Source organism: Flavobacterium sp. 9AF (assembly GCF_902506265.1).
Taxonomy (GTDB): domain Bacteria; phylum Bacteroidota; class Bacteroidia; order Flavobacteriales; family Flavobacteriaceae; genus Flavobacterium.
Genome location: NZ_LR733556.1, coordinates 107,515 through 121,409, shown reverse-complemented (window position 1 = coordinate 121,409; position 13,895 = coordinate 107,515). Strand labels below are relative to the sequence as shown.

The following is a 13,895-nucleotide window of genomic DNA, read 5'->3' as shown; positions in this document are numbered from 1 at the left end:
AAAGAGGAATTTATTGGAATAAAAAGAGAATTTTATTTTTACTTGTGTTATAAATCAATTATAACATTTTATTCATTCATTATAAAAAACAAAGAGATTGTCTAAAAAGTCTTGATTTGTCATACCGAATTTATTCAACTTCGTTGAATCTTCTATTCCGGAATCTAATAATAGTTGAAAATCAAATAATTTATAGAAGCTGAAACAAGTTCAACTTGGCAAGATTGCACTTTTCGAACAGCCTGTTTGCTAATTTATTAAAGATAATTATTCATATTCATAATTCACAATAGTTTTTAACAATCCTGTATGTTCTATATGAGTTTTAGGATAATTTAAATCATTATAAGTATAACTGTATTCATATTGTTTCTTTGAAGGTGTTGTAGAAGAGAATTTTAAAAAGTTATGATAAGATATACTTTCAAGTGAAAATTCTTTTTCATGTGGTGCAATTAATGTTACAATTGTTTTATAGTTTTTCCCAAAAACATTTTGCACTAATAATCTCATAGCAGACTGCTTATCATCATAGTCATAACTATCTGTAGAACGATCTCCAAAAACACCTTTATAGGCAATAAGATCACCTTCAATATAATCAATTTTTTTGTTTGTAATTACTTTTCCATTAATATCTCGCTCCGATTCATTAATTATTCTCCCATTTTCTAAAGTATAATCAATCCATTGAACAAACTTTAATGAGCTATTACTTTTTTTAGTAATTGCATTTATTTTATTTCCTTCGTACTTATAACTTATAGTTTTGGTAACACTTTTCCCTCCATCTTCATATTCATTCACATATTTTACAAGATTATTTTTGTCATCATAAAAATAAGTAGCAATCTCCTTCCAATCACTCATTTCATTTTCACGTACTGTTTTATCTAAATAACCCTCCTTATTATAAAAAAAAGATTGAATTATATCTGAAGTCTTAATAGAAGTAAGCTTACCATTTTGAAATGAATATTTTTTTGTAATATATTCACCTGTTTTGGTATTCGTTTCTACACTTGTAATTTGTTTTAATTTGATTGAAACTTCAGTTTCTTGAGCTTGTACAAAGATAGCTAATACAAACCCTAATAGGGAAAGTAATTGTTTTTTCATAGGTGTATTTGTTAGATTTGGGACTACAAAAATACAAATTCGTTTTTTATAAAAAAATTTTTTATTTAAACCATCTAGAAAAAATAAACATAAAATTTTAATAATCAACTAATTAATAATTCAATTAAAAAAACTTTGCTTTTTATACGATATAAAATATATAGAGAAGAACAGAAGCTATTTGAAGTAATTCTTTTTCAGTTGCAGATATTGCAATACCTGTATTTTCATCACCTTTCATTAATTCACCCGAATCAGACCAATGTATCTTATCATTAGTAGTATTTATAAACTCTCCTGTTGAACTGATTTCTATTACTTTTTTATCTTCACTATCAAGAAAACTGGTTTTATTATCACTTAGTTTCAAAACAATTCTCCCTTTTTTATCTAGTATAACCCCTTTTTTTTCAATATTACCAACTCTATTTCCTTGTTTATAAACATTACCTTTATCATCAACTCTTATTATAGATTGCCCATTCGCATCAGTAATTTTAAATTTTGAATAAATAAATTTATCAGATTCTGTTTCGCAACTTAAAAATGCTAGCAAGCCAATTAACCAAATTAATTTTTTCATCTTTTAAAACTTTAAATAGTTATTATTTCTAAATTACACCTTTACTCAGTTTTCATGTTTAGAAAAACTCCATTTATATCTAAATTGATTAAAATTAGTTACAATAAAAGTTTAAAAGTTTATAGTTTGTTTTAAAAAAGTTACATAATTACCATTTGCGCAAGTTTATTATGAAATAGCTATTTTATAGTGCGGTGCAAATACAACAATATGGAAGCGGTTTGAAAAGATTCTTTGTTTGCAGGAAAAATTTTAAATCCTATAGGTTGATTGTTTTTTAATAATAATCCATTTTCAGACCATGTTATCGCATCTCCTCCACTATTTTCTACGGTGCCATTTTTATCGATTTGAACTAATGCATTACCGTCTGCATCATGTATAAAATTTTGTTCATCCACTTCAGCTAAAAGAGTACCGTGCTTAGTAGTAATTGTTCCTTCTTTATCGACCAATCCTATTAGATTGTCGCTTATATATATTGAACCATTTTCCTCTACCTCTATTTCTGTGTACCCTTTAGCATCGCTAATAATAAATTTTGAAAATGTTAATTTTTCTTTTTTGGTAGCACAGGATAGAATTAAAAAATAAAATGATATATAAAGTATTTTTTTTGTCATAGGCATTTTTAAAATTATTAGTATTATAAATTATCTTTTGTTAAAGATAAAACAATGCCTTTTTTTTGTCAATACGTATTTACACGTATTTTTTGCCTAATTCCTACGTATTTACACGTACTTATTCCTACAAAACAGTTTTTCTCTGTTAAAAAAATATATTTTTTCCATACTTTTTTTAGAAAAAAAACAATTTCAAAACTTAAATGATAAAAATATAATAAATCATTAGAATAATATAAAATGTTTATATGCCAGCGAGATTAAATTTGTCTATTATAAATTTAAATATAAAATTATGAATCTTAAAAGAATATTTGGAGCAGTATTAACCACCTTAGGAATAGGGGCATTGATTTACGCAGCTGTAATTTTTAGCAATACAGGTGGAGGAAATCAAGATATTAAGAGTCTAATTATTTATGCTGTATTAGGATTAGTATTTTTTAGTTCAGGTATAAGTTTAATTAGAACCACTAAAGATGAATCATAATAAAAAAACATTTTTATAATAATTTTATAATAATCAACAAAAAAGTTGATTAGAAATTTAAAATTCTTTGATTTTATTAATCTTAATTTAGAATTAAGATATTTTAGATATTTTAGATATTTTAGTCTATTATGGTTTCAAAATAATTGATTATATGCTGAAAAACATTTGTGAATTCTGTTTTTGCATTTCTATTTTCGTCATATTTTTTTAAGATATTTGAAATTTCTTTAGTATAAACAAAACCAATATTATACTGTTTTAAACATTCTTTTTCCCATTCCTTTTCTCCAAAGTATTTTAATTGTAGGTAAGCAACTACACTTCGTGTAATTTGCTCTTTTATAAATTGATTCCAATTCCATTTGAATCGACCTGCTTTTTGTAATTTTTCTTGTAATTCTTTATCCAATAAAGCACTGTAAGGCTCAAATTTTGTTTTATACATATCTATTAGAGGATTTATGTAAGTATGTGTTCCTTCATGCCAAACCAGATCTACAAGCATAAATTTATAATCAAACTTTGGAGACTTGGTTATATCAGAGCCATCTTCCCTATAAATATTATATCCTAAAATGAACCATGCATTATTTTTAACAAATGAGCTATCATTTGGTATAAAAGCTTTGCCACCCCAACTATTAAAAGGATCCAAACAAATTTTAAAATTCTTATGATACCCAAAAAAAGAACCTAATCTATCAGCCAATTTATACTTACTAATAGTATCTTTAACAGGATTAGTCCAAGATTCAAATTCTGATTGTTGCTGTTCAACAAAAGACAAATAAGCAATCTCATCTGAAAAATTCCTCAAGTATTTCAGATAATTTTCAAATTCTTCTTCAGAAATATTTTTTTGTAGAATAAAATTTGGCTTTAAATTAGGTAAAGTTGTACAATACAAGCCCATTATTGGATGAGTACTTTCAATCTCAACATTTTTATTCTTATACATTTTTTTTATTAAGGAAACTGCTGGATGTTTTTTATAAGGTTTAAAAGTTTTCTTTACTAAATTTTGATAAGATGATGGAATAACAAAAGTAGTATGTCCAGACAAATAAGTAACTATACTAAAAAGGGAGACTTCGGGATTTACCTCAACATTTACAGTTGATTTTTCTTGACTTTGTAAATTAAGAGAATAAATATATAGACCAATGATTAAGATTCGTTTCATAATTTTTGTATTAAATTAATAATGATTTAGACAAATTAATTATTTTAATAAAGATTGTAATTAAAAATCCTGGTATTCAATAGAAACCGTTTGAAACAACACATCGTTAAAAGTATATACCTTATCTTCTATAACCTGTCCTTTAGCATTATATGTATACACATGTTTGTAAGATTCTGTTACTACATTAGAAACTAATGATTTTTTAGTATTATTAACTGGATTATTTGGCGAAGTCAATTTAGTTGCTTCAACATCTAACAAGTTGAAAGTTATTAACTCATGTACAGGACTTACAACACTGCGCAATTTTGTATCATAATTAGTAAAAGTATATTCTATATCTTCTAAGGAAGGATTAACATTGTCCTTTACTACTCGTTCCAAATTTCCATTTGAATCAAATCGATAATAAAATGTCATCACTAATGTTCCAGCTTGATCTGGATTCCTTACCCTTTTTTCTTTACCACCATCTGGACGATAATACCATTCATATGTATAATACAAATTAGCATCTTGATAAAGTTCTTCATTTTTAATTCCATTTTCATCATAATAATAGACATATTTTTGCAATGGTACAGAAGGATCATCCCAATCAAAATACCTTATAATCTTTCCGTTTTCATAATTTAAAGTTTCAACTGCATTTTGATTGGGATCAATATCTAAATAAGTGACTTTTTTTCTTCGTTTTAAATTATCGTATTCAAAATGGCTGGTTCTAATTATTGTTCCTGTACTATTTTTTCTGATTGTTTTAACTGGAAGACTTAATAAATTTGAATAATTAGAGGTTATTTCTTTATCTGATTTTGAACAAGATACAATTATTATTATAAGAAGAGATAATAATACATTTTTTTTCATACTTTATGTTTTTAATATTATTTGCTTTTAGACACCCTAAGAAATAAAATCTTACAGATTTCCATTTTTTTTTATTACAAGACCTAAATAGATTATTATCGACACACCTTATGGAGTATATTATCAATTGCTTTTGGTGTAGATATCCATTCATCTAATTTCCCATAATTGCTATTAGTAGCATATACAATATAAGTATCTAAACTTGGAACATACATCATATTAGCATAATAACCAATAGCATCTCCACTATGAAAATAAACTTCACCTATAGAAGTTTGAATTTTAAAAATACCCAAACCATAAGCAATAGAAAAAAAATCAGGATTTTGTTCGTTAGGGAATTTCCAATTTAGCATTTCATTTAATAATTCGGTACTAATAACATCACCGTTCATTAAGCTCTTAAAAAATAAAAATAGATCATGAGAGTTAGATAATAAACCACCATCTGCTGTATAATAATCCCAACCACTGTAAAAAGTACTTTCAATGATTTTATAATTATTATATATATCAATATATCCTCTCACAAGATTGTCTGGTATGGGATCTTTTGCAGCAAATAATGAATTTGACATACCTAAAGGAAGAAAAATTTTTTGATCAAATACTTCATATAAAGGTCTATTCTCAATTTTTTCAATTAATAATCCTAATAAAATATAATTTGTATTAGAATAACGAACATCTGTTCCTGATACAAAATAAGGATTCTTATTATATGCGTAAGACAAAAGCTCATGAGGTTGCCATACTTTCCTCAAATCATTCATAGAAGCAGTTTGAAACCGCGGATTTTGTATATAATTGTAAATACCACTACTATGCTGTAACAATTGTCTTACAGTAGCATATTCTGCATTTCTAATTTTATTTATATAATCTTCTTGAATATAATAACTAATTTTTTGATCTAAATTTATTTTACCTTCATCATATAACATTAATATAACAGTTGCAGTAAGCATTTTTAAAGTTGATCCCATCCTAGAAATCATACAAGATTGCATGGGTATATTATTAGCCAAGTCTGCTTTACCAGATGCACCAGACCATTCTCCATCTACAGGACTATAAACAGTCATTAAAACACCTACAGCTCTTTTTTGAATTAATTCATCCAATAAGCTTTGATATTGGTCTCGTTTTGGATGAATAACACTTGAATCAAGATGTGTAAAATTACAATTATACTTCTCAGGGTTAACAATTTCATTTTTCTCACATGAATAGTATAGAAATACTATATTTAATAAAATAATTATTTTCTTCATAATTTAAGCCAAAGATTTTATTTATATATAAAATTTAACTCCTATATGTACATTCTGATGTGGCATTATTTCAATAAAATTTGGAGAAAAAGGATATTCAATCCAAGTTTGATATTTTAAAAACACCTTAGAACTAATAGCATTTTTAGGAAAAATATAATACCCTGTCTCAAGAGAAAATGATGGTACAAATCGGCCTACTCCTAGATTCCTACTTTTTTTATAACTCCCATTATCAAATTCATATTCTGTAGAAGTACGAAAACTCCTCATATACCCTATTCCTAACAAAAAAGAAGTTTCAATTCCTAGATTTGTTCTAAATTCATAGCCCAATTCAGTAAATACTGTAACACTTTGATTAAGGTATTGATGATAATAATAGCTAGTTCCAAATGTTTGAAACAAACGATTTCTTAGTATTTTATTATAATTTAATTCGGTAGAAAATTGAAATCCAGAATGGATTGGCAAAGTAAAGAAACTTGTAAAAGGCATTACAGTTGATTCATTAAAAATCGACAAAGTGATAGGGAAACTATTTTTTTTGTCTTGTCCATGTAGTACACTAAATGTACAAAAAAGAATATAGCAAAAACTTTTTTTAAATCTCTTAAATCTATTTTTCATGTAAAATAATTCTGTTTATAAGCACAAAATTATTTTCATTATCCAAAAATTCACTAGTATTCACAAATTAAAATACTCAGACGGGCATATTTTCGATTTAAACGGACTGTTGTCTTTTCCACCATTTTCTAAATTCAGAAGCATTTGCTTTAGAAACATATATCTCTTCATTTTGTGGAAAAATAAAATTAATTTGCAATTTCCTAGTAGCTGTACTTACAACAGATTCAACTGCTTTAGCATTTGCAAGATATTGCCTATTTATTCTAAAAAAATTTTCTTTTAATTTTTTTTCCCACTCTTCCAAAGTCCCATTTAAACGATAGATTTCACCATTATATGCATATAACCATAACATTTTTTCTGCACTCTTAATAAATGCACAATCTACCAAATCTATTTTAATCTCTTTAAAACCTTTTTGTACAATTATATAAGCTAAAATATCATTTTCAATGTAATGCTGATTGTCTCTTGAATTGATTATTTTATTCTTATCTATAAAGAAATAATTAGCAACATAAAAACTGTTTGCTAATAAAAGTAATAAAAAAGCTAAAGGAAACTCTAAATAAAATATTGATGATGATGAAAGAGGAATTTGGATAAAATATAAATATAAAATTTCTAAAAACATCGATATAAATAATGGAAATAAAATTCCATATAAAATTTGAAGTTTGACTCTTTTTTTAAAATTATCATTCCAAGAAAAATTAAAATCAAGATAAAGAGTCATTTTTTTTAAAAGTAAACCTACAAAATAAGTAACAATTAATGCAAAAATAACATCTGTAAAAAACGTTGGTAAAAAAATAAGAGTTAAGAATGAATTATCATTTGCAATAAAAATAAACGACAATGAGGCTAAGGGATAAAAAAATATCCATAAAAAGCGATCTTTATAAACTGTTTTGTTTGATGTAATAGACATATAAAAAAGTTTTTTCTCCTTTATTCTTATTTTGCAAAAATTGCAACGAATGTATATATAAAAACGTTTTATTTTAAACTTATGAACATTAAACCTTCTATACTTAAGTATTTAAATAAAATTTAACAAAAGTAACCAAATCAAAGGTACACTTTCAACCCAAAAACTTGTATAGTATTTATTTCGTTTACTATTCGCAAAAACAGTAAACAAACAAATAATTATTGTTACCAAAATTGTAATATAAAGATGTTTACTTTTTACATTTTCATTCAAAAAATCTAAAATTGTAAAAAAAAACAACAATACAAAAATCAACATTTTTGTAGAATTTATCCCTATCTTTTGTGGAATGGTTTGCAAACTTTTATCATCTAATTTCAAATCAATAATTTCAAAAACTAACATCAAAATAAAGACCAATAAAAAACGCTGAATACTTTTTAATAAAATAAAAACATCCACTATATAATTAGAGTTTAAAACTGGCAACACAACTGTTACAGCTACCCAAGCTATGGCTACAAGATAAATTTTTATTCCACTCCAATTACGCATATTAGATTTTTTTGGAAATAAAGGTAAAGTGTATAAAATGGTAATTCCTAAAGTAATAAAACAAACAAATTTTGTAAGTGCTTTTAATTCTAAAAAGTAGTAAAAAGCGATTATAAAAGAAAAGAAACTTAATCCTATAATAGCTTTAAACATTTTATTTAATTTTATTTTTTTTACTCTAGCTAATTCATCATACTTAATAAAATTATAGCCAACAATAGTTCCAAAAAAACCAAATAAAACAACAGATTCATCTGATGGAAGATCAAGTTTATAATAAGTAATTTGAATAAGTGCATAAACTGCTAAAGCTACATGCAAACTGCTTTCTATATAAAAATCAAGAAGGTTTTTTAAATTCTTCATATCACAAAAATAGCGAATGTGTTAATAAGATACCCTTTTTGTTCAAAAAATCACAAATTTTCAATTTAATTTTGGAAATAATTAAAACTTTAATAATTACTTTTGCAGGAATAATTTTGAACCCTATTTCTACATAAATAGTGGTTCCATTTTATAACTAAACACAACTTACTTACCTTATATTTAGATAAATGAAAACAGACTCATTTGCTTTAAGACACATTGGGCCAAGAGAAACTGACCTAACGCATATGTTTAAAACAATAGGCGTTTCTAATATGGACCAGCTACTTTATGAAACTTTTCCAGATGGAATTCGTTTAAAAAAAGATTTAACCCTTGATCCTGCTATGACAGAATATGAATATGCTACGCATATCATGGAACTAGGTAAAAAAAATAAAGTTTTCAAATCTTATATTGGACTAGGATATCATCCTACAATTGTACCCGCACCCATTCAAAGAAATATTTTTGAAAACCCAGGTTGGTACACGGCTTATACACCTTATCAAGCTGAAATTGCTCAAGGACGTTTAGAAGCTATTTTGAATTTTCAAACGGTAGTAACTGAACTTTCTGGAATGGAGATTGCAAATGCTTCTCTGCTTGATGAAGGAACTGCTGCTGCTGAAGCTATGACATTACTATTTGATGTGCGTACTCGCGATCAAAAGAAAAATAATATAAACAAATTCTTCGTTTCTGAAGAAATTTTACCTCAAACTTTATCTGTTTTACAAACACGTTCTACTCCTATTGGAATTGAATTAGTAATTGGCAATCACGAAACCTTTGAATTTACTGAAGATTTTTTTGGTGCCATTCTTCAATATCCTGGAAAATTTGGACAAGTAACAGATTATCGCTCATTTATAGCTAAAGCTAATGAAAAAGAAATAAAAGTTGCTGTTGCAGCAGACATTTTATCTTTAGCAACCTTAACATCTCCAGGAGAAATGGGCGCGGCTGTTGTAGTAGGAACAACACAACGTTTTGGTATTCCAATGGGTTATGGGGGGCCTCATGCTGCTTATTTTGCCACAAAAGAAGAATACAAAAGATCAATGCCTGGTAGAATTATTGGAGTTTCTATTGACGCTAACGGAAAAAGAGCTTTGCGTATGGCATTAGGCACACGTGAACAGCATATCAAAAGGGAAAAAGCAACTTCAAACATTTGTACAGCTCAAGTATTATTAGCTGTTATGGCAGGAATGTATGCAGTATATCATGGCCCAAAAGGACTGAAATATATTGCCAACAAAGTACATGCTTCAGCTGTTTTACTTTCTGAGTCTTTGAACTTATTAGGATTTGAGCAAAAGAACACCCATTTTTTTGATACAATTCTTGTAGAAGTAAACGATTCAAATAAAGTAAAAGAGTTAGCAGAAGCAAAAGCGATTAACTTTTTCTATCCAAATAAAAATTTAGTTTCAATAGCAATTAATGAAACTACTTCTATTTCTGACTTAAACAATATTTTAAGCATATTTGAAACCATTAGTGGAAAAACAACATCAATTGTTACTTCAATCGATGAAATAATGGCTAACGATTCAAATTATATTCCTGCTACTTTAAAAAGGACTTCTTCTTTCTTAACACATGAAGTTTTCAATAACCATCATTCTGAAAGCCAGTTGATGCGTTATATTAAAAAATTAGAACGTAAAGATTTATCATTAAATCATTCAATGATTTCTTTAGGATCGTGCACTATGAAATTAAATGCAGCTTCAGAAATGCTGCCTTTATCGATGCCTAATTGGAACAGCATTCACCCATTTGCTCCTATTGAACAAGCAGAAGGTTATATTACCATGCTTAAAAAATTAGAGCAACAATTAAATGTAATTACTGGATTTGCTGGAACCACATTACAACCAAACTCTGGTGCGCAAGGAGAATATGCTGGTTTAATGGCCATTCGTGCTTACCATATATCTAGAAATGAAGGACATCGTAATGTTTGTTTAATTCCATCATCTGCTCACGGAACAAATCCTGCTTCTGCTGCAATGGCTGGAATGCAAATAATTGTAACCAAAACTACTCCTGAAGGAAATATTGATGTAGAAGATTTAAGAGCTAAAGCAATTGAACACAAAGATAATTTATCTTGTTTAATGGTAACTTACCCTTCTACGCATGGTGTATATGAATCTTCAATTATTGAAATTACGCAATTAATTCATGATAACGGAGGTTTAGTATATATGGACGGTGCTAATATGAATGCTCAAGTAGGATTAACAAATCCTGCGACTATTGGGGCAGATGTTTGTCACTTAAATTTACACAAAACCTTTGCTATACCTCATGGTGGTGGTGGACCTGGTGTAGGACCAATTTGTGTTAACGAAAAACTAGTTCCTTTCCTACCAACTAATCCAATTTTAAAGGTTGGTGGTGAACAAGCCATTACAGCAATTTCATCTGCACCTTATGGATCGGCTTTAGTTTGCTTGATTTCTTATGGATATATTACAATGATGGGAGCTGAAGGATTAAGAAAAGCTACTGAATATGCAATCTTAAATGCTAATTATATGAAAGCACGCTTTGAAGAGCATTACCCTATTTTATATACAGGAGAATGTGGAAGAGCAGCTCACGAAATGATTTTAGATTGTCGTTCTTTTAAAGAAAATGGAATTGAAGTAGGTGATATTGCCAAACGTTTAATGGATTATGGTTTCCATGCGCCAACAGTATCTTTCCCAGTTGCTGGAACATTAATGATAGAACCAACAGAATCTGAAGATTTAGATGAATTAGATCGTTTTTGTGATGCTATGATAGCTATTCGTAAAGAAATCGAAAATTGCTCTAAAGAAGAAAGCAACAATGTATTAAAAAATGCTCCACATACTTTAGAAATGTTAACATCTAACGAATGGAACATGCCTTATACAAGAGAAGATGCAGCCTATCCATTAGATTATATTGCTGAAAATAAATTTTGGCCAAGTGTTCGTCGAGTTGACGATGCATATGGAGACAGAAACTTAATTTGTTCTTGTGCTCCTATTGAAGCTTATGCTTAATTAGCTACTGGTAATTAGTAATTATTTTTAAATTATTAATTCTTAGTTTATTAATATAATTGTCATTTCGATTGAATTCGAGAAATCTTTAACAAATAAGATACTCCATTCCTTCGAAATGACTTTTTTTCTTTTAATTTTTAATTTTAAAATGACAGATATAGAAACAAGAGAAGATATTGCATTAATCATGCGAAAGTTTTATGAAAAACTTCTAAATGATGATTCTATTAATTTTTTCTTTACCAAGTTAACAAAAGTTTCAGAGCATTTAGAAGAACATTTTGATATTCTTGCCACATTTTGGGAACAGTCTTTATTTTTAAAAGGTGGATATTCTAACAATATGTTTCAAATTCATAAAGAGGTACATTATAAACATAATTTTACAAAAGAACATTTTGATACTTGGATAAAACATTTACACACTACTATTGATGCTCATTTTAAAGGAAAAATAGCTGAACAAATGAAAACGAATGCATTAAGCATGGCAACCGTAATGCAAATTAAATTTCAATAAAAAAAGCAACCCAAATATTGAGTTGCTTATCACAAAAAATATCTATAAAAAACACCAAAAACTTTCTTATCTAATTAAATTCCACTAGAAACTTGTTTTGTATAAGTTTCTTTCAGTGGATTTTCAATAGTAGTTGTTACTCCATTTGTACTCGTCCCTATTTTTTTAAGTACTAAAGTAGAATTATCTACACTAATAATTTGATAAGTTATGGTGTAATCATTGTTTGAGTTTGTAAAAACTATTTTTGAATTTACAAGATCATATGCATATATAGTCGTGCTTTCTCCACAAATAAAACCATTACCATTATAAATAGTTGAACCTAACACAATATTTCCTAAATTATTATTTGCAAGTATTATTTTGTTTCTTCCGTTTTCACAAGAAGAAATACTTACAGCATTTCCATTAGCATCTTCTCTTGCATTTAATATCCAAGTAGCTTGATATTGGGTTATATCTTCACCATTTGCAATTTCATCATTGTCTGTTGAACATGAGGCAACAACTAAACTTAATATAAATAAAATATTTACTATATTTTTCATACTATTCCATTAAAATTAAACTTTAAAACGCTAATTATTTTTCATTATTTTTCATTATTTTTTTTGCTACTTTTTTACCTGAAACCGTCTTAATTTCTACTAAATAAATACCTGATTGAAGACTTGAAATATCAATTTTATTATCAAACTTATTGCTTACTATTTTTTGTCCGGTTAAACTAAATATTTCAATTGCCTCTACCTCATCAATAGACTGAATATTTAAAATATTGTTTACAGGGTTTGGATAAAAAATAAGATTAGATTCAATAGTAAAATCATCTATATCTAGTGTAGTTACTAAACTAGCAATTTGTGCAGGAGTCAAAGCGGTTGTAAAATACCATAAATCATCGAACCCATCAGAATATTTATAAGTTGTATTTTGAGTTATACCTAGTGGCAAATTTGTATTTACAATGGTATGACTTATATAAGTTTGTTGAGCTGTTTGATAGGGATACATTAATTGAGGTTGGCTATCTATATTTCCATCAACATAGATTTTAAAATTAAAGCCACAACTTCCAGGATTTTGAAAACTTTCACCTACCAATACCACGTGATGCCACTGGTTATTATTTACAGAATAGGTTCCTATATTCCCAAAATTTTGAAAAATAGGCGCTACATTATAACTGCCTGAACTTGTAAATTGAGTTGTTACTTCCATTTGAGGAAATAATTCTAATTTACCAACTCTCAATCCCAAAACATATCCCAATCCTGTATAATTATTCGCTCGATTAGCAACTAATATTTTGGTATTTAAATTATTATCAGAAGTTTTAATAAAAAAACTAACTGTAAAACTTTGAGACATTAAATTATCCATTGAAAATGCTAAATAATCTGAATTAATAGTAATAGCATTATTGGCCGTATTTGTTCTATCTGCAATAAGTGTTCTAGCATTCCCGACTGGAGTTATAAATGCAGCACTAAGATCATCAGTTAAAGAACCATTTGTGAACGAAAATTTTCTATCTGGTGTTTGTGCAAAAGTTGAAACAACACCAACTAAAATAAAGAGTAGCCTTTTTTTCATAATTATAATATTTAGAATTTTAACACGAAAATAAATTTCAATTCATTCATTATTTTTAATAAACTTCTAAGCGTACAT

Annotated in this window: 14 protein-coding genes; 3 read left to right on the top strand and 11 right to left on the bottom strand. The window is 27.4% G+C overall.

Annotation, left to right across the window (positions count from 1 at the left end; genetic code table 11):
- Window positions 1-267: 267 nt before the first annotated feature.
- The 3 genes from HALO113_RS00605 to HALO113_RS00595 form a co-directional block, all read right to left on the bottom strand.
- Window positions 268-1,119 carry a hypothetical protein gene (locus HALO113_RS00605; protein ID WP_159777173.1) on the bottom strand — a complete coding sequence of 284 codons (852 nt, stop codon included), beginning with the start codon at window positions 1,117-1,119 and terminating at the stop codon, window positions 268-270.
- 142 nt (window positions 1,120-1,261) lie between these two features.
- Entirely contained in the window at window positions 1,262-1,702 is a 441-nt protein-coding gene (locus HALO113_RS00600; RefSeq protein ID WP_159777172.1) for a hypothetical protein, read from the bottom strand.
- Window positions 1,703-1,881: 179 nt separating this feature from the next.
- Window positions 1,882-2,325 (bottom strand): hypothetical protein, encoded by a 444-nt coding sequence (locus tag HALO113_RS00595; protein WP_159777171.1) that lies wholly within the window; start codon window positions 2,323-2,325, stop codon window positions 1,882-1,884.
- A 298-nt stretch (window positions 2,326-2,623) separates the two neighbouring features.
- On the opposite strand from HALO113_RS00595, the gene HALO113_RS00590 reads away from it, so the two are divergent.
- Complete coding sequence (locus HALO113_RS00590; protein WP_159777170.1) at window positions 2,624-2,818, top strand: hypothetical protein; 195 nt, start codon at window positions 2,624-2,626, stop codon at window positions 2,816-2,818.
- 121 nt (window positions 2,819-2,939) lie between these two features.
- Here the strand turns inward: HALO113_RS00590 and HALO113_RS00585 are convergent, their stop codons facing one another.
- The 6 genes from HALO113_RS00585 to HALO113_RS00560 form a co-directional block, all read right to left on the bottom strand.
- Window positions 2,940-4,004: a DUF4932 domain-containing protein gene (locus tag HALO113_RS00585; protein ID WP_159777169.1), complete on the bottom strand. Its 1,065-nt coding sequence runs from the start codon at window positions 4,002-4,004 to the stop codon at window positions 2,940-2,942.
- Window positions 4,005-4,064: 60 nt separating this feature from the next.
- Window positions 4,065-4,877 (bottom strand): hypothetical protein, encoded by an 813-nt coding sequence (locus HALO113_RS00580; protein ID WP_159777168.1) that lies wholly within the window; start codon window positions 4,875-4,877, stop codon window positions 4,065-4,067.
- Window positions 4,878-4,972: 95 nt separating this feature from the next.
- The gene (locus tag HALO113_RS00575) at window positions 4,973-6,154 is read right to left on the bottom strand and encodes a serine hydrolase (protein ID WP_159777167.1); all 1,182 of its coding nucleotides are present in this window, start codon (window positions 6,152-6,154) and stop codon (window positions 4,973-4,975) included.
- A gap of 21 nt (window positions 6,155-6,175) precedes the next feature.
- Entirely contained in the window at window positions 6,176-6,784 is a 609-nt protein-coding gene (locus HALO113_RS00570) for a hypothetical protein (RefSeq protein ID WP_159777166.1), read from the bottom strand.
- Window positions 6,785-6,881: 97 nt separating this feature from the next.
- Window positions 6,882-7,718 carry a LytTR family DNA-binding domain-containing protein gene (locus HALO113_RS00565; protein WP_159777165.1) on the bottom strand — a complete coding sequence of 279 codons (837 nt, stop codon included), beginning with the start codon at window positions 7,716-7,718 and terminating at the stop codon, window positions 6,882-6,884.
- A 111-nt stretch (window positions 7,719-7,829) separates the two neighbouring features.
- Window positions 7,830-8,642 carry a hypothetical protein gene (locus tag HALO113_RS00560; RefSeq protein ID WP_159777164.1) on the bottom strand — a complete coding sequence of 271 codons (813 nt, stop codon included), beginning with the start codon at window positions 8,640-8,642 and terminating at the stop codon, window positions 7,830-7,832.
- 191 nt (window positions 8,643-8,833) lie between these two features.
- Here HALO113_RS00560 and gcvP point away from each other — a divergent pair, with 191 nt between their 5' ends.
- Together gcvP and HALO113_RS00550 are read left to right on the top strand one after the other, a co-directional pair.
- Window positions 8,834-11,695 carry an aminomethyl-transferring glycine dehydrogenase gene (gene gcvP / locus HALO113_RS00555; RefSeq protein WP_159777163.1) on the top strand — a complete coding sequence of 954 codons (2,862 nt, stop codon included), beginning with the start codon at window positions 8,834-8,836 and terminating at the stop codon, window positions 11,693-11,695.
- 151 nt (window positions 11,696-11,846) lie between these two features.
- Window positions 11,847-12,218 carry a group III truncated hemoglobin gene (locus HALO113_RS00550; RefSeq protein ID WP_159777162.1) on the top strand — a complete coding sequence of 124 codons (372 nt, stop codon included), beginning with the start codon at window positions 11,847-11,849 and terminating at the stop codon, window positions 12,216-12,218.
- Window positions 12,219-12,292: 74 nt separating this feature from the next.
- Here HALO113_RS00550 and HALO113_RS00545 read toward each other — a convergent pair whose 3' ends face one another.
- Both HALO113_RS00545 and HALO113_RS00540 read right to left on the bottom strand, forming a co-directional pair.
- Window positions 12,293-12,769 carry a hypothetical protein gene (locus HALO113_RS00545; protein WP_159777161.1) on the bottom strand — a complete coding sequence of 159 codons (477 nt, stop codon included), beginning with the start codon at window positions 12,767-12,769 and terminating at the stop codon, window positions 12,293-12,295.
- Between the two features lie 34 nt (window positions 12,770-12,803).
- Window positions 12,804-13,817: a T9SS type A sorting domain-containing protein gene (locus tag HALO113_RS00540; protein ID WP_159777160.1), complete on the bottom strand. Its 1,014-nt coding sequence runs from the start codon at window positions 13,815-13,817 to the stop codon at window positions 12,804-12,806.
- Between the last annotated feature and the right edge of the window lie 78 nt (window positions 13,818-13,895).

Excerpts from the sequence above, each read along its gene's own strand:
- HALO113_RS00605 (WP_159777173.1), bottom strand. The coding sequence starts at position 1,119 with ATGAAAAAACAATTACTTTCCCTATTAGGGTTTGTATTAGCTATCTTT.
- HALO113_RS00580 (WP_159777168.1), bottom strand. The coding sequence starts at position 4,877 with ATGAAAAAAAATGTATTATTATCTCTTCTTATAATAATAATTGTATCT.
- gcvP (WP_159777163.1), top strand. The coding sequence starts at position 8,834 with ATGAAAACAGACTCATTTGCTTTAAGACACATTGGGCCAAGAGAAACT.
- HALO113_RS00595 (WP_159777171.1), bottom strand. The coding sequence starts at position 2,325 with ATGACAAAAAAAATACTTTATATATCATTTTATTTTTTAATTCTATCC.
- HALO113_RS00550 (WP_159777162.1), top strand. The coding sequence starts at position 11,847 with ATGACAGATATAGAAACAAGAGAAGATATTGCATTAATCATGCGAAAG.
- HALO113_RS00540 (WP_159777160.1), bottom strand. The coding sequence starts at position 13,817 with ATGAAAAAAAGGCTACTCTTTATTTTAGTTGGTGTTGTTTCAACTTTT.
- HALO113_RS00545 (WP_159777161.1), bottom strand. The coding sequence starts at position 12,769 with ATGAAAAATATAGTAAATATTTTATTTATATTAAGTTTAGTTGTTGCC.
- HALO113_RS00575 (WP_159777167.1), bottom strand. The coding sequence starts at position 6,154 with ATGAAGAAAATAATTATTTTATTAAATATAGTATTTCTATACTATTCA.
- HALO113_RS00600 (WP_159777172.1), bottom strand. The coding sequence starts at position 1,702 with ATGAAAAAATTAATTTGGTTAATTGGCTTGCTAGCATTTTTAAGTTGC.
- HALO113_RS00560 (WP_159777164.1), bottom strand. The coding sequence starts at position 8,642 with ATGAAGAATTTAAAAAACCTTCTTGATTTTTATATAGAAAGCAGTTTG.
- HALO113_RS00565 (WP_159777165.1), bottom strand. The coding sequence starts at position 7,718 with ATGTCTATTACATCAAACAAAACAGTTTATAAAGATCGCTTTTTATGG.
- HALO113_RS00590 (WP_159777170.1), top strand. The coding sequence starts at position 2,624 with ATGAATCTTAAAAGAATATTTGGAGCAGTATTAACCACCTTAGGAATA.
- HALO113_RS00585 (WP_159777169.1), bottom strand. The coding sequence starts at position 4,004 with ATGAAACGAATCTTAATCATTGGTCTATATATTTATTCTCTTAATTTA.
- HALO113_RS00570 (WP_159777166.1), bottom strand. The coding sequence starts at position 6,784 with ATGAAAAATAGATTTAAGAGATTTAAAAAAAGTTTTTGCTATATTCTT.